The sequence below is a fragment of the Paenibacillus aceris genome (genome assembly GCF_017874035.1).
Lineage (GTDB): Bacteria > Bacillota > Bacilli > Paenibacillales > NBRC-103111 > Paenibacillus_E > Paenibacillus_E aceris.
The window spans coordinates 98,768-122,694 of record NZ_JAGGKV010000015.1 but is presented as its reverse complement, the minus strand read 5'-3'; the positions used below and the strand labels follow the sequence as shown (position 1 = coordinate 122,694).

Annotated in this window: 20 protein-coding genes and 1 pseudogene; 17 read left to right on the top strand and 4 right to left on the bottom strand. The window is 47.4% G+C overall.

The window, feature by feature from the left end; all coding sequences use genetic code 11:
* Nucleotides 1-20: 20 nt before the first annotated feature.
* A pseudogene (locus J2Z65_RS23860) lies at nt 21-876 on the bottom strand (MATE family efflux transporter); the annotation flags it as partial.
* A gap of 137 nt (nt 877-1,013) precedes the next feature.
* On the opposite strand from J2Z65_RS23860, the gene J2Z65_RS23855 reads away from it, so the two are divergent.
* From J2Z65_RS23855 to J2Z65_RS23830, 6 genes are all read left to right on the top strand, one after another.
* Nucleotides 1,014-1,601 carry a TetR/AcrR family transcriptional regulator gene (locus J2Z65_RS23855; RefSeq protein ID WP_167059436.1) on the top strand — a complete coding sequence of 196 codons (588 nt, stop codon included), beginning with the start codon at nt 1,014-1,016 and terminating at the stop codon, nt 1,599-1,601.
* A 2-nt stretch (nt 1,602-1,603) separates the two neighbouring features.
* The gene (locus tag J2Z65_RS23850) at nt 1,604-4,276 is read left to right on the top strand and encodes a phosphoenolpyruvate synthase (RefSeq protein ID WP_167059432.1); all 2,673 of its coding nucleotides are present in this window, start codon (nt 1,604-1,606) and stop codon (nt 4,274-4,276) included.
* Nucleotides 4,277-4,915: 639 nt separating this feature from the next.
* Entirely contained in the window at nt 4,916-5,782 is an 867-nt protein-coding gene (locus J2Z65_RS23845; RefSeq protein ID WP_167060304.1) for a pentapeptide repeat-containing protein, read from the top strand.
* A 13-nt stretch (nt 5,783-5,795) separates the two neighbouring features.
* Nucleotides 5,796-7,040 (top strand): serine hydrolase domain-containing protein, encoded by a 1,245-nt coding sequence (locus J2Z65_RS23840; RefSeq protein WP_167059429.1) that lies wholly within the window; start codon nt 5,796-5,798, stop codon nt 7,038-7,040.
* A 162-nt stretch (nt 7,041-7,202) separates the two neighbouring features.
* Complete coding sequence (locus J2Z65_RS23835; protein ID WP_167059426.1) at nt 7,203-7,724, top strand: GrpB family protein; 522 nt, start codon at nt 7,203-7,205, stop codon at nt 7,722-7,724.
* A 248-nt stretch (nt 7,725-7,972) separates the two neighbouring features.
* On the top strand, nt 7,973-9,208 hold the full coding sequence (locus J2Z65_RS23830) for an MFS transporter (RefSeq protein ID WP_240159749.1): 1,236 nt from the start codon (nt 7,973-7,975) through the stop codon (nt 9,206-9,208).
* A 146-nt stretch (nt 9,209-9,354) separates the two neighbouring features.
* Here J2Z65_RS23830 and J2Z65_RS23825 read toward each other — a convergent pair whose 3' ends face one another.
* The 3 genes from J2Z65_RS23825 to J2Z65_RS23815 all read right to left on the bottom strand — a co-directional run bounded on the left by J2Z65_RS23825 (nt 9,355) and on the right by J2Z65_RS23815 (nt 12,262).
* The gene (locus J2Z65_RS23825) at nt 9,355-9,504 is read right to left on the bottom strand and encodes a hypothetical protein (protein ID WP_167059423.1); all 150 of its coding nucleotides are present in this window, start codon (nt 9,502-9,504) and stop codon (nt 9,355-9,357) included.
* Nucleotides 9,505-9,887: 383 nt separating this feature from the next.
* Nucleotides 9,888-10,451 (bottom strand): NAD(P)H-dependent oxidoreductase, encoded by a 564-nt coding sequence (locus tag J2Z65_RS23820; protein ID WP_167059420.1) that lies wholly within the window; start codon nt 10,449-10,451, stop codon nt 9,888-9,890.
* Between the two features lie 62 nt (nt 10,452-10,513).
* On the bottom strand, nt 10,514-12,262 hold the full coding sequence (locus tag J2Z65_RS23815) for a DHA2 family efflux MFS transporter permease subunit (protein ID WP_167060298.1): 1,749 nt from the start codon (nt 12,260-12,262) through the stop codon (nt 10,514-10,516).
* Nucleotides 12,263-12,790: 528 nt separating this feature from the next.
* Between J2Z65_RS23815 and J2Z65_RS23810 the strand changes: the two genes are divergently transcribed.
* From J2Z65_RS23810 to J2Z65_RS23760, 11 genes are all read left to right on the top strand, one after another.
* Nucleotides 12,791-12,976, top strand: a complete 186-nt coding sequence (locus J2Z65_RS23810; protein WP_167059417.1) for a hypothetical protein — start codon at nt 12,791-12,793, stop codon at nt 12,974-12,976.
* Nucleotides 12,977-13,045: 69 nt separating this feature from the next.
* A complete protein-coding gene (locus J2Z65_RS23805; protein ID WP_167059414.1) occupies nt 13,046-13,447 on the top strand; it encodes a hypothetical protein in 402 nt (133 codons plus the stop codon).
* A 953-nt stretch (nt 13,448-14,400) separates the two neighbouring features.
* Complete coding sequence (locus J2Z65_RS23800) at nt 14,401-15,414, top strand: thiamine pyrophosphate-dependent dehydrogenase E1 component subunit alpha (protein ID WP_209856130.1); 1,014 nt, start codon at nt 14,401-14,403, stop codon at nt 15,412-15,414.
* A 12-nt stretch (nt 15,415-15,426) separates the two neighbouring features.
* Nucleotides 15,427-16,410 (top strand): alpha-ketoacid dehydrogenase subunit beta, encoded by a 984-nt coding sequence (locus tag J2Z65_RS23795; RefSeq protein ID WP_167059411.1) that lies wholly within the window; start codon nt 15,427-15,429, stop codon nt 16,408-16,410.
* Nucleotides 16,411-16,428: 18 nt separating this feature from the next.
* A complete protein-coding gene (locus J2Z65_RS23790; protein ID WP_167059408.1) occupies nt 16,429-17,661 on the top strand; it encodes a dihydrolipoamide acetyltransferase family protein in 1,233 nt (410 codons plus the stop codon).
* 23 nt (nt 17,662-17,684) lie between these two features.
* Nucleotides 17,685-18,833, top strand: coding sequence for an acyl-CoA dehydrogenase family protein (locus tag J2Z65_RS23785; protein ID WP_167059405.1), 1,149 nt, complete (start codon nt 17,685-17,687; stop codon nt 18,831-18,833).
* Nucleotides 18,834-18,837: 4 nt separating this feature from the next.
* Entirely contained in the window at nt 18,838-20,184 is a 1,347-nt protein-coding gene (locus tag J2Z65_RS23780) for an acetyl-CoA carboxylase biotin carboxylase subunit (protein WP_167059402.1), read from the top strand.
* A 58-nt stretch (nt 20,185-20,242) separates the two neighbouring features.
* Nucleotides 20,243-20,455 (top strand): acetyl-CoA carboxylase biotin carboxyl carrier protein subunit, encoded by a 213-nt coding sequence (locus J2Z65_RS23775; RefSeq protein WP_167059399.1) that lies wholly within the window; start codon nt 20,243-20,245, stop codon nt 20,453-20,455.
* A gap of 22 nt (nt 20,456-20,477) precedes the next feature.
* On the top strand, nt 20,478-21,377 hold the full coding sequence (locus J2Z65_RS23770; RefSeq protein WP_167059396.1) for a hydroxymethylglutaryl-CoA lyase: 900 nt from the start codon (nt 20,478-20,480) through the stop codon (nt 21,375-21,377).
* Nucleotides 21,378-21,417: 40 nt separating this feature from the next.
* On the top strand, nt 21,418-22,200 hold the full coding sequence (locus J2Z65_RS23765) for an enoyl-CoA hydratase (RefSeq protein ID WP_167059393.1): 783 nt from the start codon (nt 21,418-21,420) through the stop codon (nt 22,198-22,200).
* A gap of 122 nt (nt 22,201-22,322) precedes the next feature.
* On the top strand, nt 22,323-23,861 hold the full coding sequence (locus J2Z65_RS23760; RefSeq protein WP_167059390.1) for an acyl-CoA carboxylase subunit beta: 1,539 nt from the start codon (nt 22,323-22,325) through the stop codon (nt 23,859-23,861).
* The last annotated feature ends 66 nt before the right edge of the window (nt 23,862-23,927 follow it).

Here is a 23,927-nt window from a genome sequence, read left to right as displayed (position 1 = left end):
GGCAGGATAGGGAAGTGCCCTTATCCTGTCTTCTTGTTTGTTATATCTTCTACTATACCAAAATTATCAAGATCCGGCTGCAATTTAGTCCGCAGGACATACAGCATGATGGCACCAACAAGGAATGCGACGGCATCCGCAATGACGAGCGACCATACCAACCCGTGGAAGCCGTTTATTTGATTAGAGATATACAATACAGGAATAAGTGTAATTCCTTGAATAACTGACATAATAAACGCGGCGGTTCCTTGCGCTGTTGCTTGGAAGATCCCCGTAAACAACGAGGTCATTCCTATAATGAACAAGGATAAGAACGTCACATGTAGAATGTAGCTGCCCATTTCAATTAATTGCGGGTCATGCGTGAATAAACCAATTAAGTGGTCGGAAATTAGATAGACGATGACGCCGAATACGACTGCTAACGCCACAATCGCTTTGATCGTAAGGAAATTGCAATAAACGAGATGAAATTCCGAATGCCGCTATGGCTTGCTCCCCATATTCAACCCAAAAACGGGAACTCCGATTTTGAATACATTGCTGAGAATGTCCTTGGGTAGCCTTGAACCATTTTACGGAGAAGGTTAAGAATTGACTCATATATCCTTTATGGAAGGCGTAGAATACACTCGCAGCCAAATTAGAAATAACCGTAGCAGATGCAACGCCGATCACGCCCCAATGGAAGACGAAGATGACTAGCGCATCGAGAATAATATTCACAACAACACTTAGAATCATACCGATCATCGACGTGATTGCTGCACCCTCCGAGCGCACGATATTCTCCAACGTGAACTGAATATAAACTTTGTGCCGCAGCAACAAACAAACCTGTAACGACGGGTTTGTCGTGTGAAAATTGACTGATCTTCAGCACCTGCCGGTTGGGCCATTCTTGGATGATCAGCATGAACTTTTCACCTTGCGGTTGGTGAAGCCATTATGTAAAATGGAAACTGTAGAAACCATTTTAGTTTCCGGAGTGGAAAGGAGGAGGCGTACGGATGGATGAATCGATCAGGTCGCGCATCGTACAGGAGGCTGCCGATCTGTTTAATGCTAAAGGCTATCGTGGCGTGACATTGAGCGAGTTGGCGTCCCGGCTCGGGATGAGCAAGAAGACGCTGTATTTGTATTTTAGCGGGAAAGAAGAGATCGCAGAAGCAGTGCTGGATACGATTATGAAAGCGATTGCAAATTACGTGAAAACGCATATGCAGACCTCCGGCCATCCGCTTGACGTATTCGAGCGTGTGTTTATGAGCATCAAGAGTGAGATCGTCAAGCTGCATCCGTTATTTTTGAACGATATTCAAAAATATATCCCAGGCTTATGGACGAAGCTAGAAGCGTTCCGCAGCGAACAGCTCACATTCATAGAACGGCTGCTTCAGCGGGCGATGCAGGAGGGACATATCCGGAACGTGAATCCGAGGCTTGTGACAGCCATTATGTTGGAAAGTATTCAACGCATGGCGCGGCCGGATGTGGCTGCCAAGTATGGGGTAACGATGGTGGAGATGGGCGAAACGTTGTTTGGTTTGTATATGCACGGTCTACGCGCGGACCAATCCAATAAGAGGAGCGAATAGCCATGAGCGTTTATGTGCTTGATTTTGACCATCTGGATAAGAGCAGCCTTCCCCTCGTCGGAGGCAAGGGAGCTAATTTGGGGGAGATGATGAAGGCGGGCTTTCCCGTCCCTTCGGGCTTTTGTATCACTACGGAAGCGTACCGGTCATTTCTGAAGCAGAGCGACGTCATGGACGGTTTTTTGGGGCGATTAGACAGAGTTGAGGCGGACCAGCTCGGGGAGATTACGGCGTTGGGGCAGGACATCCGAGAGCATCTGGTAACTTTGCCGGTTCCAGATGACATTCGCACCGCAATCATCCAGGGCTGGCACCGGTCAGGAACGGATCAAGCCTATGCGGTACGCTCAAGTGCCACGGCGGAGGATTTGCCGACGGCTTCATTCGCTGGTCAGCAGGACACTTATCTGAATGTATGCGGGGAAGACGCGCTGCTGGACGCAGTCCGCAAATGCTGGGCGTCGCTGTTCACCGACCGGGCGATATCGTACCGGGCTCGCAATCGGTTCGATCACCGTACTGTGCAATTGTCCGTCGTCGTACAGCGCATGGTGTTCCCCGAGGTATCCGGCATCATGTTTACCGCCGATCCGATCACGGGCCACCGGGGCACCGTGTCGATTGACGCCAGCTACGGCTTGGGGGAGGCGCTTGTGTCCGGGCTAGTCTCCGCCGATCTGTATCAGGTGCGGTCAGGGAAGCTGCTGACGAAGACCGTCTCCCGCAAGAAGCTTGCTATCTATGCGCTGCCGGAGGGAGGCACCGTGAAGAGGGAGCTGCCGGAGATTCAACAAGAGATGCAGGCGCTTGACGATGTGCGGATCCTGGAGCTCGCAGCGCTCGGCGAGAAGATCAAGCGGCATTACGGGTCGGAGCAGGACATCGAGTGGTGCTTCGCGCAAGGGAGTTTCTTCATCGTTCAGAGCCGACCGATCACCTCGCTGTATCCGCTACCCGATTTGAACATCCCGCCAGGGGAGAGCCCGCATCTGCTCGTTTCCTTCGGCCATCAGCAGATGATGACAGACGCTATGAAGCCAATGGGCTTGTCCGTGCTTCGTACTCTTATTCCTTTCGGGAAAACGGGCATCCAGGCGATGAACGAGCATACGGCTGCGGTCGGCGGAAGAGTCTACGTCGATATTACCAAGCTGCTGACGGTGAAGCAGGCCCGTGTTATTTTGCCGAAAGTATTGGCCAACGTCGATGAAATGATCGGCCTCGGCGTAACGGAGCTTGTGAAGCGGGAGTCATTTGTCCAGCATTTGCCTCCAGCGGCCGGTGTGAAAAAAGGCGTACTCCGCTTTATTCGTCCTGTACTGCGGAGGGTAGCGCGCAAGCTGCTGTACGCTCCTGTCACCGATGCGCATCTGGAGGTAAATGCGTATATCGAGGCTTCGGTCCAGAAGGGGGAAATCCGGCTTTCCGGCGTCACCGGCCCGGAGCGGGTCGTCCGAATCCAGGAGCATATAGGCATGCTCCTGCTGACCATTTTTCCCCAGCTGATCCCCTATCCGCTCGCCGGTATCATTTCGTCCCGACTAGTGAATGCTCTGTCAATCAAGTGGTTGGGCGACACCGAGGTCGTGCATGTACTGAATCGAGGACTGCCCGGCAACATCACGAGCGAAATGGGGCTTATGATCGGCGACCTGGCAGATGCAGCCAGATCGTATCCTCAGGTGATCGAGCTGTTAAGGCGCGGCGATCCACTGCAGTTCCGAGAGCAGCTGCGGCAGGTGGAGGGCGGCGATGCGTTCGGGCTGCTGTGGGACCGGTTCATAGCGTTGTACGGGATGCGATGCCCTGGCGAAATCGATATTACGCGGCCACGGTGGCGAGAGGATCCGAGCACGCTGCTTCCGTCGATCGTCTGCCATATGCGGAGCATGGAGCCCGGGGAGCACCGGGCCAAGTTCGCCGAAGGAACCCTCGAGGCTTCAGCTGCGGCAAGCGAATTGCTAAAGCGTCTGCGTGCCCAGCCTTTCGGCTGGCTCAAGGCGAAGCTGATGTCGCGGCTGGTATGCGTATACCGCGGGTTGATGGGACTGCGGGAGCATCCCAAATATTTGATGATGCAGCATTTCGGCCTCGTACGAGAAGGTCTGCTTGACGAGGGTCGCTCACTGGTCAAAGATGGCGTTCTGAATCGGGCGGATGAAGTGTTTTATTTGTCGCTCGACGAGTTGCTGAAACTGACCGAGGGGGAACGGCTGCCCGGGCTTGCGGCGCTGCTCGAGCAGCGGAAGGAGGAGCTGGAGCGATTCCGAGGCATGAAGCCACCAAGGCTGATGACGAGCGAAGGGGAAATCATTACCGGCCGGCGCAAGCTGCAGGACGTCCCCGAGGGAGCATGGGTCGGAACTCCGGTATCGGCCGGCGTCATCGAGGGCATCGCCCGTGTGGTGCTGAGGCCGGAGGAGGCGAATCTGAACAGGGGAGAGATTATGATCGCTCCTTTCACCGACCCTGGCTGGACACCGCTGTTCCATTCCGCCGTCGGGCTGGTGATGGAGGTCGGCGGTCTGATGACGCATGGCGCTGTGGTCGCCCGGGAATACGGGCTGCCAGCGGTCGTCGGCATCGACGGGGCGACGACCTTGATCCGTGATGGCGACCGCATTCGCTTGGACGGGACGCGCGGCTATGTGCTGGTGCTGGAGCGGAGCGAGTGAGGCTTCGGTTGCAGCTAAGCGCCGATCTGCAGCCCAACAGCCGTTGTTATTAAAATAAAAAGCAGGAATGTTGATTCATGAGGTTGGCATATAAATATACTTCCTAGGAAACTGCGCTTTGCGCGGTTTTTTTTTGTTCGTAGATAAGAAAGTATAAGTTTTCTACTTTTGCTTCGCATCTACCTTGACAAACGCGCTCGTCCTAAAAGGACGATGAAGCTGTTTATCCTTATGTATGCACAAATTATTCTAGATAGCGTATTGTATTATAAATAGTACCTTGACAGACATAGTAATGTATCTTATTATGCAGTTATGGAGGTGATTGTATGAGCGAGAACAAGACCACATCCGACCTGCTGCTAGGACATACAGATACGAAATTGTCTAGCTAATTGCCGAGCGTTCGGACGGTGAGAATGAACGAAAGGAAGCCACGATGTACTCCAGGTTCCGGCGGCTTGAAGCAGACAGCGACATCGAGTGGTATTGGGGTGATGACTCACAGGAGCGGACAGCGCAAACATTTTAGGATTACGTTTACCGAAAGGGGAAAAAACACTTACGACCGTCACAAAAGAAATTGTGACTATGCAAAACGCTTGTTAGAAAACTTAGTATAAGGGGAGATTTGATATGATGAATCCAAAATTGACGGATTATCTGAACAGCGTTTTTACGCCATACGATGGGGTAAAAAGCGTCACCGAATTAAAGGCCGACCTGCTTACCGATTTGCAGGAACGATACCGTGAACTTCGAGCGGAGGGCAAGGACGATGAAAAAGCTTTTAAGATGACCATTGAGAGTATCGGTGACATCGAGCAAACGATTCTGGAGGTCGCCAACCTTTCCCGCTCACTAGAACGGAAAGTACTGACAAACTTTAGTGGAAGCAACTTGTCGGAAAGCGACTTTGCAGGCGTTACGGCCCATAAAGGACAGTTTAAAGGCAGTGCACTGCACGGCTCCGACTTTTCGGGCGCAGATTTGACCGGCAGTTCGTTTAAGGCCAGTGACGTGCGCGAAGCTAATTTTGATGGAGCGAATCTGACGGACTGCAGTCTATACGCGCTTGACCTGACAAATGCAAGCTTTAATAAGACGATCCTTGTACGAACCAATTTCAGCAAGTCGGGGCTTGACGGAGCCAAATTCACAGGCGTAAGACTAACCGACGTGACGTTAACGATGACCGATCTTAGAAAAACGATTTTTGAAGGTTGTTTATTTGATGGGGTTGACTTCAAATACACCGATCTGACCAGGCAATGTTTTGACGGACAGACGTTTATCGGCGTTAAGTTTGATAAAGCGGCCTTAACCGAAGTCTCATTCAGGGGCGCTACATTTAATAATGTTTCTTTCCAGCCTGGGTTTACTCTTACTAATAAATACTATCGTATGATCAAAACCATCTGTTTTGACGACGCAATGATGGATAAACTGACCTATGCGCATCTCAAAGGCATGGGGGCCGATTTGTCCAAAGTTACGATTCGATAAGGAGGGATACCAAATGGAAAAAATTATAACGGGACAAAGCAACAGCGGCTTCTCCAAAAGAGGGCTGAGCAGAATGCGCGAAGTGCTGGCACGGCATGTCGAGTCCGGGAAGATTCCTGGGCTCGTCGCCCTGGTCAGCCGGTACGGTGAGACGCACGTCGAAGCGATCGGTACGATGCGGCATGACGGTGGTGCGCCGATGACAAGGGACACAATCTTCCGGATGGCGTCCACTTCCAAGCCGGTCGCGGTCGCGTCAGTGATGATCCTGCTCGACGAGTGCAGGTTGCGGCTGGATGACCCGGTAGAGCCATGGCTGCCCGAACTCGCCGACCGGCGGGTGCTGAAACGGGTCGACGGTCCGCTGGACGACACCGTGCCGGCGCGGCGGCCAATCACCGTACGGGACCTGTTGACCTCCACGTTTGGGCTCGGCATGGATATAACAGCGCTTGGCACTCCGATCATGGGTGCGATCTTCGAGCAGGGGCTCACGCCCGATCTGCCGACGCCGATGCCCGAGCCGGATGAGTGGATGCGCCGGCTTGGCACGCTTCCGCTGATGTACCAGCCCGGAGAGCGCTGGCAATACCACATTAGCAACGATCTACTCGGCGTCCTCGTCGCCAGGGTCACGGGCCAATCGTTTGAGACGTTCCTGCGCGCACGCATCTTCGAACCGCTGGGCATGAAGGACACTGGTTTCCACGTGCCCGCCAACAAGATCGACCGGCTGCCGCCCCTCTACGCCCCGAACCCGCAGACAGGGGAGTTCAACGTGTGGGACGAGGCGAAGGGGGGACGCTACAGCCAGAATCCGGTGTTCCAGGGCGGCGGCGGCGGACTTACCTCCACCGTCGACGACTACCACGCCTACTTCCGTATGCTGCTGAATCACGGGAAGCACGGGACCGAACGGATCCTGTCCCGGCCCGCCGTCCAACTAATGACCACCAACCGCCTCACGCCTGAGCAACAAGCAGTCCGAAACGCCATGGCCAGCAACAACGTCCATCTGTCATTCGGCCAAGGGCAACATGGCGGCTGGGGATTCGGGATGGCGGTGCGCACCTACCGTGGTGACTACGCGTCCATCGGCCAATTCGGCTGGGACGGCGGAAGCGGCACGTCGACCTACGCCGACCCCGACAATCAGCTCACTGGAATCCTGCTCACCCAGGTCGGGATGTCAACCCCGGATTCAGCGCGGCTTATCCACGACTTCTGGACCACAGTCTATCAGGCAATCGAAGACTGACAGCTGCATTTAACTATAAAAGTGAAATTTTGAGGTGACTCCAATGTAATTGAGCTGGAATCCGTAGTGGTACGATTTTGACCAAACTTTAACCGCTGGTGATGTTGATTAATTCTATTTGGATACGGATATGGGTCTTTGATGTTGAAATGGAGGAGTTTGATGGGTACCAGTCTAATAGTGCGTGAATATGACCCTAGTTGGGTTCAATTGTTTCAACAGTTACGAGGCTTTGTGCTGCCTGTTTTAAGTGATTTTGTAGTCGCAATAGAACACGTTGGCAGTACATCCGTTCCAGGGTTGGCAGCGAAGCCGATTGTTGATATCGACGTGGTGGTGCCTAAGCAATCGGATGTCCTTAAGGCTATTCAAAGGCTAGCCACCATTGGCTACGTTCATGAAGGCGACTTAGGAACTACAGGACGAGAAGCTTTTATTCCTCCCGCCGATGTAACCTGGCATCACCTATACGTCTGTACCATGGAAAACTCCGAATATAAGCGACATATCCTCTTTCGAGATTATTTGAGAAATCATCCAGTGGCTGCCAAACAATATGGTGACTTAAAATTGGAACTCGCACAACGATTCCAGAATGACCGTCTGGCATATACGAATGCTAAGGGTGACTTTGTGAGAGAGATACTACAACGCGCTACTACGTTAACGCAGAATGATGGCTAAATAGACGACCAAAACAAGGCTGCCGGTAGACGGTAGCCTTTTCTAACGTGGTGGATGTAATAGCCATCCTTGACTTCCCAGCACTTCACCATACTTTGGCAAGATGGTTTGAATTGATTTGGTGACAGAAGGTTCGGTTTTTCTGAAGTAGTCATTACAACATTTTATCATCCTAAAAAAACGTTCTATTAAGAGCCTCTTAATATTAATGGTATGATAGAGGCAAACGAAGAAAAGGGAGTGCCGCTTTGGTTGATAATTCCTGGAAAAGTAATCTTTTCGTGCTGTGGGTAGGGACTTTCCTCGTCAGTATGGCCTATACGGTATCCATACCGTTTATGTCTATATTTCTGCAGGATGATCTCGGTGTACAAAGTCAACTGGAACTATGGACGGGTGTCGTATTCGCCATTACGTTTTTTGCTGCGGCTTTAATCGCTCCGTTCTGGGGCTCTATGGCCGACAAATATGGCCGGAGGCCTATGATGCTTCGCGCGGGGATTTGTCTGTCGATTGCGTATTTTTTATACTTCATCGTACAAAATCCATACGAGCTTATACTCGTAAGAATTATGGAAGGATTGCTCGCGGGATATATTCCTTCAGCCATCGCCTTGGTAGCAACCAATACGCCGGAGAAGCACGTCGGCTATGCGCTTGGCATTATCTCTACTTCCAGCGCATCTGCTTCCATATTAGGACCGCTGTTGGGAGGGGTCGTAAGCCACTTGATCGGTACGCGTGAAACCTTTTTGCTGGCAGGTGTGATGGTGCTGATTGCCTTCGTTATCGCATGGGTTTGGGTGAAAGAGCCTTCCTTTGTTAAATCCGATGCGAAGCGGTCTTCGGTTCTTAATGACCTTAAGGAAGCAGCGGCCAATCGGACGCTCGTATCCGCGCTGTTCATTGTCTTTATTACATCGACGTCGATCATGATTTTGGAGCCGCTGCTAACGATCTACGTGCTGAAGCTGGGATCCAGTAAGTCATCAGCTTCACTTCATGCGGGTATCATTTTCTCTGCGGTAGGAGTCGCTACATTGATTGCAGCTCCTCGCTGGGGCAAGCTCGGAAGCAAGCTGGGCTACGAGAAGGTACTGTTCATCGGGCTTATCGGCGGAGGGATTGGGAATTTGCTGCAAATATTGTTTCACGATCTGATCGGATTCGGAACGCTGCGGTTTGTTTACGGCCTTTTTTTCGCTGCCGTATTTCCTGCGCTTAATGCTTTTATCGCTACCCATACGGAACCGGGCTTCCGCAGCCGCGCGTTCAGTCTTAATCAATCGGCCAATCAAATGGGCCTGCTGTTGGGGCCGCTAATCGGAGGCTTTCTCGCAACCCAATTGTCGATTCCCGTGGTATTCGGCATCAACGGCTGCCTGTTATTGCTGGTTGCTGTTCTGCTTAAGTTGCCGAAATTTTCTTTCCAGTCTAGTGCATCCGCAGTAAAGGTAGGAACCGGAAACAACCAGAGAGGGTAGCGGTCGCGCTTAAACAAGTGAGGCTTTAAATATCTGCCTTCATTCGGGAAAGACGATGAATTTAGAAGACGAGGCCGCCCTCAAAGGACTATGGATCAACGACCTTTGAGGGCGGCTTCTGTTTATTTAACTAAATACATCAGGATCTAAAGTAGAAAAGAGCCGTACGACAAATTCGTACGACTCCGTTCAATCTTATTGATTGTCTTCGCGTCCTCCTTGCCAATTACCGCCTTGATGTTGACCTGGATGAGGTATTCCTTGCCATCCGCCATGTTGACCTTGCCATTGTCCATGATGCATCCCATGATATGGCATTGGGTGTTGATGTGGATGTTGAACTGGATGAATAATCACATGATGGAAGTGGTGATGGTGATATAGCTGATGAGGATGTTGTTGGTGATGCTGTAGGTGTTGTTGATGTATATTTTGATTGTAACTCATTAGGCAAGCTCCTCCAAATTTTGATACATCAACTTATGTTGAATTGTGATATTCGGATGCTTGACTGTATCTATTTGGGCCTGTTGAAAATGCATAGGCAGTATATCCCCAGACCTTAACATTTAACAGGCGAATACTGTCATGGGGTTTAACCATTTATAATAAACAACCCCCCATTGTAAAACTGGAAGGTTTTTATGTAAAGGTATTCTAGGCCATGGCGTGAAAAAGTTTAATTGCTGGAAAGATACTCCTTACCGGTTAAAAAGATTTTGGTCATATAAGCCACGCGTTTACCTAAGGATTCACCTAGTGAGATACCCTTTTCATAAAGTGAATGAGTGAGCTCATCGTCGGTATCTTCGTCAGGAGACGTAACTCCTATTCCATAATAGCTGCCGTAAAAAGCATTCTCCGGAATATTAGCCGGTAATCCGACAACCATCATGCCTTGATGCAACATCGGTGTAATCAAGTTAAGCAAAGTTGCTTCGATGCCACCATGGACGGTTGCTGTTGTACAGAATACTGAACCGATTTTATCAACTAAATTCCCTTCTGCCCATAAAAAGCCGAGCTTATCAATCCAAGCTTTTAAGCCGGAGCTTATGGTGCCAAAGTGTCCGGGACATCCCCAGATGATAGCATCCATCTGTACAAGATCCCTGATATTTGCATTATTGACATGATTGATAAAAACCTCTGTTCCTTCTATGCTTTTAGCACCTTTAGCAATGGATCGAGCAAGCTTTTCCGTATGACCAACCTCACTATCATAAACGATATAAATTTTCATCGTATACCCTCCTACACGTAGTAGTTTTTCCGTTATTCTTAATAGCCCGTCTCTTATTAAAATTAAAGATCTGATTCTTTATGAAGTTTTTTAAGAGTTTCTCGATATCCTTTATCGTCAATTACTACCACATCATTCAAATCCTTATCATTCCCATTTAACCTCTGTAGAGCCTTCCTGTATTCTTTATCGTTAAAAAGCATATCGTCTTTCGCGGATTGAGATTTGCTTGAAAACCCTTTTAGGGCATTACGAAATTCATAATCAGCACTTTGCTGACCCGCAAGCTCAATTTCCCCAACTCGTTCGGTTTGCCTATATTTAGGTGCAAAGTTCTTTTCTTGTTGAGATTGAACTACTTCAGAACCTTGTTCTACTCCTTGTTCTACTCGTTTGATAAAGAAGGAAAGCACAAGACCGACAACACCGATGGCAACAATAACAAGATATGCATCGTTAATTCCCTCTATGGTTGCTTTTGTGATAATTTGAGCTTGTGTTGCTCCTTTAGTTGCTCCACTATTAGCCATCATATCCTGAATATGCGTTTTCGTTCGATCGCTCATGACGGTTACAAGCAGAGAAGTGCCGACAGCTCCGGCTACTTGACGAATGGTATTTGAGATGGCTGTACCATGAGGATTCAATCGTGTTGGCAATTGATTCAAACCTGCGGTTTGAATTGGCATCAATAGTAAAGCCATCCCAATTCGACGTGCCGTAGACATGAGCAGCAAATAGGTGTAACTAGTTGAGTCCGTTAAGTTGATAAAACCAAGCGTTGTTACAATAGTAATGACCAATCCAATGATCGATAACCATTTTGCACCAAAACGATCGAAGAGCTTACCGGTTACAGGCATTAGAAAACCCATCACAAGAGCACCTGGAAGCAATAAAAAGCCGGATTCTAAAGCGGTATATCCTCGTGCATTTTGTAAATAAAGCGGCAGCAGCATCATATCTGCATACATAATCATTGTTACAGCGATACTGATGAACGTCGTCAAGGAAAACATACTATACTTGAATGCCCGTAAATCGAGCAAAGGAGAATTAGAAATCAACTGACGCCACGAGAAAAGAGCAAGCGAAACAATCCCAATAGCGATTGTGAGAATAACCTCAGTGCTCGACCAACCCAAGCTTCCTGCTCTGCTAAACCCATACAGCAAGGAGCCGAATCCGATGGTGGAGAAAATGACGCTTAGAATATCGAATTGAGTGTTGATCCGTTCGGATACATTTTTCAAAAAAATGAACCCACATGCGATAACTATGACGGCGAGTGGAATCATGCCATAAAACATGGCTTCCCATCTGTAGTTTTCCAAAATGTAACCCGCAAGTGTTGGTCCAATGGCAGGAGCAAAAATAATGGCAAGTCCCATCATTCCCATTGCAGCTCCTCTTTTATCGGGCGGGAACAGTGTTAAAATAACCATTGAGAGGAGTGGCATAATGATTCCTGCACCGGCAGCTTGAATCATTCGACCAGTAAGGAGGATGGGGAAAGTCGTTGCGATTGCAGCGACTATAGTACCCAGAAGGAAGATGATCATCGAAGCCTGAAATAGCTGTCTTGTGCTGAAACGCTGCATGAAGTAGGCCGTAACGGGGATCAGCACTCCGTTAACCAACATGTAACCGGTTGTCAGCCATTGGGCGGTTGCGGCAGTGATATCAAAGTCTTTCATGAGTTCTGGTGTTGCAACGCTCATTATCGTTTGATTCAACGTGGCCAAGAAGGCACCCAAAATCATAACAAACAGAATAGGCCCTTTTTTGATTGAACTACTAATTGTTTCCATTTTTGCATTCAATACAATCTATCCTCTCCCGATACGCTAGATTAAACAGCAAAATCAATAGAAATGTTGATTTTAATATGCTTTAAAAGACATTTTTATATCCCTAAATTAATAAAGACATCGTCAAAAAATGTGGAGATGTTTTTAATAAAATTACAGTAAACGGTAAATCTATTGATAATTCTAAAGAGGCATATCCGATTTTATCGTTTAGAAACATTACTTACTTACCATTACAATAACGTTTTGCCGATCTGATTGTTGAAGAGACTCAAGCATTAAATAATAAATTCGAGGAGTTGTTTGAACCGCGTCTCCAGTGCACCAACAGACCTTAGAAACTTCTTTTCTCAATGTAAGCGCAACAAAACCCTTACCATTTATTGCTAAGGGTTTTTAATCTTGTTATCAACGGATGGTCGGAAAGTGGAGAACTTAACGATTAAATTCATAAAGCGCGAATAGATTTATAGAATTTCCAATCTTATTATCCAATATATGGTACAATTTTGATTGGGAGGGATACTTATGTCATTATACATAATCGGACAAATTGCGAATTTTTTGTTTTTCTTATCTCCATGGGCACTGATATATCTGCTGTATCGTTTTTTAAAAACATATGAGTTGAGAAAAGGAACTGATGAAGAACTTCATCGCAAACTAGATGAATTGAACAAACAGGTTGCAGAAATAAAGGAAAACATAAGTTAATTTCACTAGTAGGTTCAGCCGTAGCTTTTAAGTTATCGGAAAACAATACTTCAACTGACCCAGGGAGCGATGATGAAGAAATATGAACGATCATTAAAATCTCAATTACTTTTTTCAATAATTTCTAGTCTACTCTGTGCAATTCAACTGATAATTAACTTTTTGGATCACAGACCTAAAATATTTATTATTACTTTTAGTAGTGTACTTGTCATATTTGCTGTGTTAGCAATACTTATTAGTCTAGATTTGATTTTGAAAGACGCTTTAATAGTAAAAGGTAAAATAGCCAAGATTGACGGTAGAACGATTAGTGTATTAAAAGCTAATGGGAAGATAAGGAAAGTCCGAATACCTACTGATACAGAGCTTGAATTATATAAAATGGATCAGGAATTAGAATTAATTATTTCAAGACGTACTGGAATCTTAAATGAGATTAATACTTTGGGCAATCCAGATAATCATTGAACCAGTGGTGAACGTTTGCTCAATAAAATCGTCAAAGAGGAATATATGAATGACAATACAACCTAGTACACTGAGTGTGGAAATAACTAAAAAAGTTTCAGAGAATCATATTATTTTGGATCACATCGAGTTGTTGAGTACCATGTTTGGGTAAAATCAATGTCTTATTTATTGCGAAGAAATGGACTATAGACTCTCAGATGGAAAATGACAATTATCAAATAGGGACAGGGTTTATTGGTATATTAAAGTGAAACTTGTCCAAGAACCGTCAGCCATTTGAGTTGCTTTCAAGAATAGAGTAAATCAAAAGTGAGGTGAGATATTTTTGAGGATCGGTGAGGTAACATCAGAGGGTTTTACCTTCAATAATTTAGATAAGGAATCATTCGTCGATTTTAAAGAGTGTAATGAAAATTGGATTATGTATAACAAGAGGAAAAATAATTGGACGGATGATGAAATTCTAGATTTTCGGACAAAGAGTAAATGTGTAGGGCAACGGGATATCTGTGCAAAACCCTTGATTTGAGCTGATTAATGGGTAATAATACTTCAACGAACAGGGAGCAATTGCCGCACAAGAGTGCTCTCATTATGTTGGTTGTATTGTATGTTTGCTTGGTTAGTCGAAAATGAGAAGCCAAACACAATTGAAGATAGCTTAGACGTGACATTAGATATAAACGAATGTGGCCACACCCGAATACTCTTGATATGAGTGATATATGTCAGTTAGGATCTATATTTCATGCCCAACTGTTACTTCTCCATGAAATATTCAGCTCAAAACCCTTACCATTTATTGGTGAGGGTTTTTGGTTTTGCCGCATTGCCGCTATATTTTTTTTGCATAGTTTCTATGCACAATATATATTTCTCGATTGGAATGATGGTATGTAAAATAAAGGAGACCGGAATATGCAACGGCACAATTGTTGGAGGGATACGATATGGATAAAACCGGAAATGGTCAAGTCAAGAACCGGCACCAAGCACTAGGTTTATCGGATCAGCAGGTTCTTGAAATGTATCAGAATATGGTTTTGGCGCGAAAAGTAGATGAACGGATGTGGCTTCTAAATCGTGCTGGAAAGATCCCTTTTCTAGTTTCTTGCCAAGGTCATGAAGCAGCACAGGTTGGAGCGGCTTATGCGCTGGATCAAACGAAAGATTTTCTTTGTCCGTATTATCGGGACATGGGAATGGTCATAGTTTTCGGAATGACGGTAGTGGAATTGATGCTTTCCGCTTATGCCAAGGCGGGAGATCCAAACAGTGGCGGACGCCAAATGCCAGGGCATTATGGAAGTAAAAGACTGAATATACTGTCGGGGTCCAGTGTTGTAACGAGTCAAGTGCCGCACGCTGTTGGAATCGCTTTATCTGGAAGAATGCAGGGGGAAAATCTTGTCGTGTTAACGGCCTTTGGGGAAGGGGCCAGCAATCAAGGGGAGTTTCACGAAGCGGCGAACTTTGCTGGGGTGCACAAGCTTCCTGTCATTTTCTTCTGCGAGAATAATAAGTATGCCATCTCTGTCCCCTTTTCGAAGCAGGCGGCTTGCGAAAGTATCGCGGATCGAGCAAAAGGTTATGGTTTTCCTGGTATCCGTGTGGATGGCAATGATCTCTTAGAAGTGTATAAGGTCACGAAAGAGGCGGTCGATCGGGCAAAAAGAGGAGAAGGGCCAACGCTTATCGAGGCGGTCGTCTATCGTTTAGTTCCTCATTCAAGCGACGACGATGATCGAACCTACCGTACCCGTGAAGAAGTGGAAGAAGCCAGAAAGAAGGATCCGCTAGTATCCTACCGCAATTATCTTAAGGATTTGGGGATATTAGATGAACCTAAAGAGAAGGAAATCCATGACCGGATGCTGATGGAAATCAATGAGGCCATGGAATATGCAGAGATTGCTCCGGATTCGGCTCCGGAAGATGCCCTTAAACACGTTTATGCAGAATAGGGGGAGTGAGAAATGGCCGTGATTTCTTATCTTGATGCAGTGACCCAAGCTCTTCGGGAGGAAATGCAGCGAGATAAAAGGGTATTTGTATTAGGAGAAGACATCGGGGTACGTGGGGGTGTGTTTCGGGTTACACAGGGATTCTATGAGGAGTTTGGCGAACAACGGGTTATCGATACGCCACTATCAGAAGCGGCCATTGTAGGTGTATCGGTTGGGGCAGCCGCTTATGGATTGAGGCCTGTAGCAGAAATTCAGTTTGCCGAGTATATGATGCCTGCCGTAAACCAAATTGTGAATGAAGCGGCCAAAATGAGATACCGCTCGAACGGAGATTGGAACTGTCCCTTGGTCATACGTGCTCCTTATGGAGGAGGAGTTCACGGTGCCCTCTATCATTCGCAAAGCGTCGAAGCCATGTTTTGCAACATTCCTGGTTTAAAAGTAGTCACACCTTCCACTCCTTATGATGCCAAAGGACTGCTAAAAGCAGCCATCCGCGATGAAGATCCTGTTCTTTTCTTTGAACATAAGCGATGTTATCGATCAATCAAAGGAGAAGTGCCAGACTCGGATTACATTGTTTCCATCGGGAAGTCGGATATTAAGCGGCAAGGAGAAGACTTCACGGTTATTTCTTACGGACTTACTTTGCATTTTGCGTTGGAAGCGGCAGAAAAACTTTCCCAAGAAGGATACAGCGCTCACATTCTGGATTTGCGTACCCTTTATCCTCTAGATAAGAAATCTATTGTAGAGGCTGCTCGTAAAACCGGGAAGGTGTTAATTATTCATGAAGACAACAAAGAGGGAGGCGTTGGGGCTGAAGTAGCAGCTGTGCTCGCAGAGGAATGCCTTTTTGAAATGGATGCTCCGATCAAACGCCTTTGCGGTCCGGACGTCCCCGCTATGCCGTATAGTTCGTCAATGGAGAAATTCTTCATGCTCAACCCGGATAAAGTATATCAGGCCATGAAAGAATTGGCCCAGTTTTGATCCGATCGGGAGGAGAATATGGCTGAGAAAATCGTAATGCCTCAGTTAGGGGAAAGTGTAACGGAAGGAACCATCTCCAAGTGGCTCGTAAACATTGGGGATAAAGTCAAAAAATATGATCCCGTATGCGAAGTGATTACAGATAAAGTAAATGCGGAGGTTCCTTCATTTTTTAGTGGTACGATATCCGAAATTGTCGTTCAAGAAGGCGAAACGGTAGCGGTAGGAGCTTTGATTTGCTGTATTGCGGTGAAAGATCACGCGATCTCGCCAGTTGAAACAACGCAAGCAGCCATGAACCAACACTATTCGCCGGTCGTGCTTAAACTGGCGCTAGAAAACAACCTCGATCTTTCTTGTGTGGAAGGATCAGGCGTTGACGGACGTATCACCAGGAAGGACATCTTGGAGATTTTACAAGGAAAGAGGCAGGGCGTAGCAGCCCTCATTCCCAAAGTAGAACCTCCGTCTAAGCCGTCCCAACCGATTGAAACGGCCCGCGAAATTCCGAAGCCGTCCATTTCGGTTGATGCCGTCAATTCCACGCTCAATCAAGCAGACGAGACGATCCCGGTTACCGCCATCCGTAAAACGATTGCCAATCGAATGCTAAAAAGCAAGCAGGAAATCCCCCACGCCTGGATGATGGTTGAATGCGATGTCTCCAATCTGGTACGTTATCGAGAACAGATTAAAGAGGATTTTAAGAAAAAAGAAGGAATCCATCTAAATTATTTGCCATTCTTTATCAAGTCGGTTGTAGAAGCCTTGAAGGAATTTCCCACCTTAAATTCACAATGGGCGGAAGATCACATTATCGTCAAAAAAGCGGTTCATATCTCGATTGCCGTTGGCACCGATCGAGCGTTATTCGTTCCCGTCATTAAGGACGCCGACCAAAAGAGCATTTACGGTCTTGCAAAAGCAGTAAATGAATTGGTCAAGAAGACGAAGGAGGGCAGTTTAACGCTAGAGGATATAACCGGCGGAACGTTTACCGTTAATAACACAGGCTCTTTCGGTTCCGTTCTTTCAGCCCCAATCATCAATCCTCCGCAAGTGGCCATTTTAAGTGTTGAAGCTATCGTAAAACGCCCGATTATTATAGATAACATGATTGCCGTCCGCGATATGATGAACATCTGTCTTTCCTTGGATCACCGGGTATTGGACGGTCTTGTGTGCGGACGCTTCTTGAAGAGAGTCAAGCAAAATATTGAAGGTTACGGCATGGAAACCCGACTCTATTAACGGTTCAAAGGGGCGATGAAATCATGCATTTTGATTTAACTGAAGAACAAGCGTTGATAAAGAAGATGATGCGTGATTTTGCGGAAGGAGAGGTTGCACCGGGAGCAGATGAACGGGATCGTACAAAGGAATTTCCGGAAGCTGTTTTCGATAAGTTAGCTAAGCTGGGAGTCATGGGTCTGCCTTTTCCAGAACAATATGGCGGCGGGGGAGCAGATACAATAAGCTTTGCTATCGCTGTAGAAGAATTAAGTCGGGTATGCGCATCTACAGGTATCACCTACTCTGCCCATATTTCTTTAGGCGGGGCACCCATCCAATTATTCGGAACGCACGAGCAAAAGGAAAAATATTTAACCCCCCTATGTAAAGGAGAATACTTGGGGGCGTTTGGGCTGACTGAACCGAATGCAGGTTCTGATGCAGGAGGAACCCAAACGACCGCGAAGCTGCACAAGGAGCAGTGGATCATTTCCGGTTCCAAATGCTTTATTACCAATGCAAGCTTTGCCAAAAACTTGGCTCTCACGGCCGTAACGGATCGCTCCAAAGGGACGGATGGAATTAGTGCGTTTATAGTATCTACAGAAGCACCGGGAGTTACGGTCATTAGCAATTATGAAAAGATGGGTCTGCACGCTTCGAATACAGCGGAGTTGGTTTTGGAAAATGCAACCGTTATCAAAGAAAATCTCTTAGGGAAAGAAGGAAACGGATACAAGCAATTTCTAGCTACGCTTGACGGAGGGAGAATCGGAATCGGGGCTATGGCAGTCGGAATCGCCAAAGGAGCATATGAAAAATCGCTCCAATATGCCAAAGTAAGAAAACAATTTGGCAAAAGCTTATCCGCCTTTCAAGCCATCCAATTTAAACTGGCTGACATGGCCATGAATATTGAAGTAGCAAGCAACATGGTTTATAAAGCGGCATGGCTTAAGGATCAAGGAAGAGGATTTAAGAAGGAAGCAGCAATGGCTAAATTATTTGCTTCGGAGATGTGTATGAAGGTTTGCGATCAAGCCATTCAGATCCATGGCGGATATGGTTATATGAAGGAATACCAGGTGGAGCGCTATTTCCGGGACGCCAAGCTTTTAGAGATCGGGGAAGGAACTTCGGAAATACAACGAATGGTGATTGCACGCCAGATCGGCTGTAAAGGGGAGTAGTAATATGTTCAAGAAGATTCTAATCGCTAACCGGGGAGAAATTGCGGCTCGAGTAATCCGTACATGCAAATCGCTAGGCATTGCCACCGTCTGTATATATTCGGAAGCGGATAAGAAAGCCCCTCATATCAAGCTTGCAGATGAGGCCTACGGGGTGGGAGGTCCTAAAGTAGCAGAGAGCTACTTGAATATCGAAAAAATTTTGGAAATCGCCCGTCTTTCCCAATCGGAAGCCATTCACCCCGGATATGGCCTTCTCTCGGAAAATGCCGAATTTGCCCGCTGCTGTGAGGAAGCCGGTATCGTATTCATCGGTCCATCAGCGGATGTCATCTCCCGTATGGGCAGTAAAATCGAATCCCGGAATATCATAGAAAAGGCAGGTGTGCCTGTAGTCCCTGGCATTTCCTATCCATTAGCGGATGCGGAAGAAGCAGCACGCGTAGCTAGTTGTATCGGCTATCCGGTCATGCTCAAGGCTTCAGCCGGCGGTGGCGGGATCGGTATGCAGATTGTTCGCAGCGAATCGGAAATTCAAAAAGCATTTGAAGGGAACCGGAAACGCGCCTCTGATTTTTTCGGAGATGGGGCCATGTATATTGAGAAAGTTGTGGAAAATCCCCGGCACATCGAAATTCAGATTTTAGCCGATTCATATGGGAATACAGTGTTCTTATGGGAACGGGAATGTTCCATTCAACGGCGTCATCAAAAAGTAGTGGAGGAAGCCCCATCTACCTATTTGGATGAACTCACACGCGGCAAAATGGGAGAAGCGGCGGTAATGGCGGCTAAATCCATCGGATACCGGAATGCAGGAACCATTGAGTTTTTAGTTGACGAGAACAAAAACTTCTTTTTCCTTGAAATGAATACTCGTCTACAGGTCGAGCATACGATTACAGAAGAGATTACCGGCTTAGACTTGGTTGCAGAACAACTGCGAATTGCGGCCGGACATTCCTTGAATTTTGGTCAATCCGATGTGAAACTGGGCGGTCATGCGATTGAAGTGCGGATTTATGCAGAAGATCCGAAGACGTTCTTCCCATCTCCGGGAACGATTACGAAGTTTGCCATTCCCGAAGGACAGGGAATCCGCCATGAGTTGGCTGTTTATGAAGGCTCCCTGGTCACTCCTTTCTATGATCCGATGATTGCCAAGCTCGTAGTCAAAGGGAAAGATCGCAACGAGGCGATTGACCGACTTCAAGAGGCGTTAGCCCATTATCAAGTTCAGGGAATCAAAACAAACATCCCGATGCTGCAAGAAGTAATCGCGCATCCCGCATTCCGTTCAGGCGATACGACAACGGATTTCGTTGCAAAGTATATACTAGAGAAGACATGACGATATGGCGCCTCTGCGAGTTTCCGGAAGGCTATTCGTAAAACAGGAGGTTATTCAGGTGAACAAAATCGTGGCGATTATGGCGGGGAGTGTATATAAAATTCTTGTCAAGCCAGGGGATCAAGTCGAAGCGGGACAAGATGTGGTCATATTGGAATCGATGAAAATGGAGATCTCGGTTGCGGTTAGTTCCGGAGGGACGGTAAAAGAAGTCATCGTGAGCGAAGGCGACTTTGTTGATGAAGGAGGTCTATTGATCGTACTGGATTAAACATATGCTGGGGGTGGAGGAGATGAACTGGCCGGCGAGTGTGACGATCAAAGAGGTTGGTCCGAGGGATGGATTACAGAATGAGAAGGTCTTTGTTTCGACAGAGGATAAAATAGCTTGGATCAACCAATTGTCCGGCACCGGAATCAAATCCATCGAAATCACTTCGTTTGTGAATCCAAAGTGGATCCCGGCGCTGGCAGATGCTGCAGAAGTTGCCAAAGGAATTGAACGAATGCCTGGCGTCATTTATTCAGCTCTCGTTCCGAATCGTAGGTGGCTGGAGCGAGCGCTCATCGTCGATGTGGATGAAGCGGCCGTCTTTATGTCAGCCAGCGAAACCCATAATCAAAGGAACATAAACAAGTCGATTAGCGTTACCTTTCCCATGCTAAGAGAAGTGGCACAAGAAGCTCTTTCAGCAGGAAAGTCAGTCCGTGGTTATGTGTCAACCGTCTTCGGTTGTCCCTATGAAGGCCCTGTTTCCATCGACGAGGTGATCCGTGTATCGGAAACTTTGTTCGAAATGGGGATTGGAGAGTTATCTCTCGGGGACACGATTGGCATTGCAAATCCTAAGCAGGTGCAAGATGTATTGGATATTCTTTTAAAGCGTTTTGATGCAAAAAAACTGGCCCTGCATTTTCATAATACGCGCGGGACGGCGCTTGCCAATATTCTGGTCTCCATGGACATGGGGATCACGACGTTTGATGCTTCCGTCGGCGGTTTAGGCGGGTGCCCGTATGCGCCTGGGGCCTCAGGCAATGTGGCTTCGGATGATTTACTTTACATGCTTGATGCGATGGGGATTAAAACTGGGGTAAATCAGGAAAAGCTGCTATCCGCTGCCCGTTTTATTCAGGGAAAGATAGGAAGAGCTTTACCAAGCCATAATCTTCAGGTCGACGGCTCGAACTGAAAGATAATCTCGTGATTCGGTTCAGGGAAGGATCTTGTTCATGGAAAAAGCTGTATTGGTCTCCAACATTGGCGATGGAATTGTGCTCATGACTTTAAACCGGCCGGAAGCCGCGAATGCGCTATCGATAAAAATGCTGGAAGAATTGCGGGATGCAGCCGCGACATGTAGATTTGACCGATCTGTTCGCTGTGTCGTGGTCACAGGGGCTGGAAAGAAAGCCTTTTGCGCAGGTGCCGATTTAAAAGAGCGCGCAGAGATGGACATGAACCAGGTGCGCAGGACGGTTTCTTTGATTCGCGAGATCATCAATGATTTAGAAGCCTTGCCCCAGCCGGTCATTGCCGCCGTGAACGGTGCAGCTTTTGGCGGGGGAACAGAATTGGCGTTGGCATGTGACATTCGGATCGCCTCCGAAACGGCAACATTCGCCCTCACGGAGACTTCACTTGGGATTATTCCTGGCGCAGGAGGAACGCAGCGGTTGCCGAGGCTGATCGGGAAGGGGCGCGCCAAAGAGCTCATTTTCACAGGAAGAAAAATCGATGCTAACGAGGCTAAAGACATGGGGTTGGTAGAGTATGTGACACCGCCTGAATCGCTTCTCGATAAAGCACTTGAAATAGCGGGCCAAATTGTTCGAAATGCTCCTATCGCCGTGGCGCAGGCCAAGTTCGCAATCGATAAAGGATTCGATGCGGATATGAGTACCGGGCTTGCGATTGAGCAAAATGCCTATGAAGTAACGATTCCGACAAAGGACCGCTCGGAAGGACTGCAGGCGTTCAAAGAAAAGCGTCCCCCCATATTTAAAGGCGAGTAACTAGCATTTTGAGTAGATAAGAAAGTATAAGTTTTATACTTTTGCTTCGCATCTACCTTGATAAACGCGCTCGTCCTAAAAGGACGACGAAGTCGTTTATCCTTGGATAGGAGGAATAGGGGATGACCATGGAAATAAATCCGGAGGAGCTGCAGGAACGTATTTCACGGATCTTCAAAGGGGGAGCACAGGCTTATCATCAAAAGAACGCGGGGCAAGGAAAACAATTTGTTCGCGACCGTTTGAAGTTATTGTTTGATCCGGGTTTCGAGTTGGAGGATGCATTATTCGCCAACTGCATGGCAGAAGATCTTCCGTCGGATGGCGTGGTTACGGCGATTGGAAAGATTGACGGGAGAATCGTTTGTGTAATGGCCAATGATTCCACCGTCAAAGCCGGTTCTTGGGGATCACGTACGGTAGAGAAGATCATTCGAATACAAGAGACGGCCGACAAAATGAGAGTGCCATTGATTTACCTGGTGGATTCAGCAGGTGCTCGCATTACGGACCAGGTGGAGATGTTCCCCGGACGGCGCGGGGCTGGCCGTATTTTCTACAATCAGGTCAAATTGTCGGGTAAAATCCCTCAAATCTGCTTGCTCTTTGGTCCTTCGGCTGCAGGCGGAGCATACATTCCGGCATTTTGCGATATCGTAATTATGGTGGATGGAAACGCATCCATGTATCTCGGTTCCCCGCGGATGGCAGAGATGGTTATCGGAGAAAAGGTTACGTTAGAAGAAATGGGAGGCGCGCGCATGCATTGCTCGGTATCTGGATGCGGTGATGTGCTGGCCAAAGACGAAGAAGAAGCCATTTCGATGGCACGACGATACCTCTCCTATTTTCCCGCCAATTTTTCCGAAAAACCGCCGGTCGTGGAAGCAGCGGCTCCAAAATACTTTGAGAAGTCATTAGAAGAGCTCATCCCATCCAATCAGAATGCCCCGTTTAATATGTATGGCCTAATTGACCGGATTATTGACGAGGGGTCATTCTTCGAGATTAAGAAGCTGTTTGCCGGCGAATTGATTACGGGATTGGCCCGAATGAACGGAAAACCGGTTGGGATCATTGCGAATCAGCCGCAGGTTAAAGGAGGCGTGCTGTTCCACGATTCGGCGGATAAGGCAACCAGATTTATTAACCTTTGCGACGCATTTCATATCCCGCTTCTGTTTCTTGTCGACGTCCCTGGTTTTATGATCGGTACCAAAGTGGAACGGGCAGGAATTATCCGCCATGGTGCGAAAATGATTTCTGCCATGTCTGAGGCGAGCGTACCAAAAATCTCGGTGATTGTTCGTAAAGCCTACGGGGCAGGACTCTATGCTATGGCTGGTCCTGCGTTTGAACCGGATTGCTGTCTCGCATTGCCTACAGCTCAAATTGCAGTGATGGGACCGGAAGCTGCGGTTAACGCGGTCTATGCCAATAAAATTGCCGGGTTGCCTGAGAACGAACGGGCCGCTTTTACCCAGCAAAAGCGGGAGGAATATAAGCAAGATATTGATATTTACCGGTTAGCCTCAGAAATGATTATTGATGGGATTATTCCGGCCAATTCGTTACGCGGCGAGTTAGTGAATCGATTCGAGGCTTATTCTTCAAAAGTTATGGTCTTCTCTGAGCGGAAGCACCCGGTATATCCGGTTTAATTTGCCGGCATTATCGAACAGCACTAAGCGTTTAGCGGCGCGCGGTGCTGTTTTTTGCGCGTACGA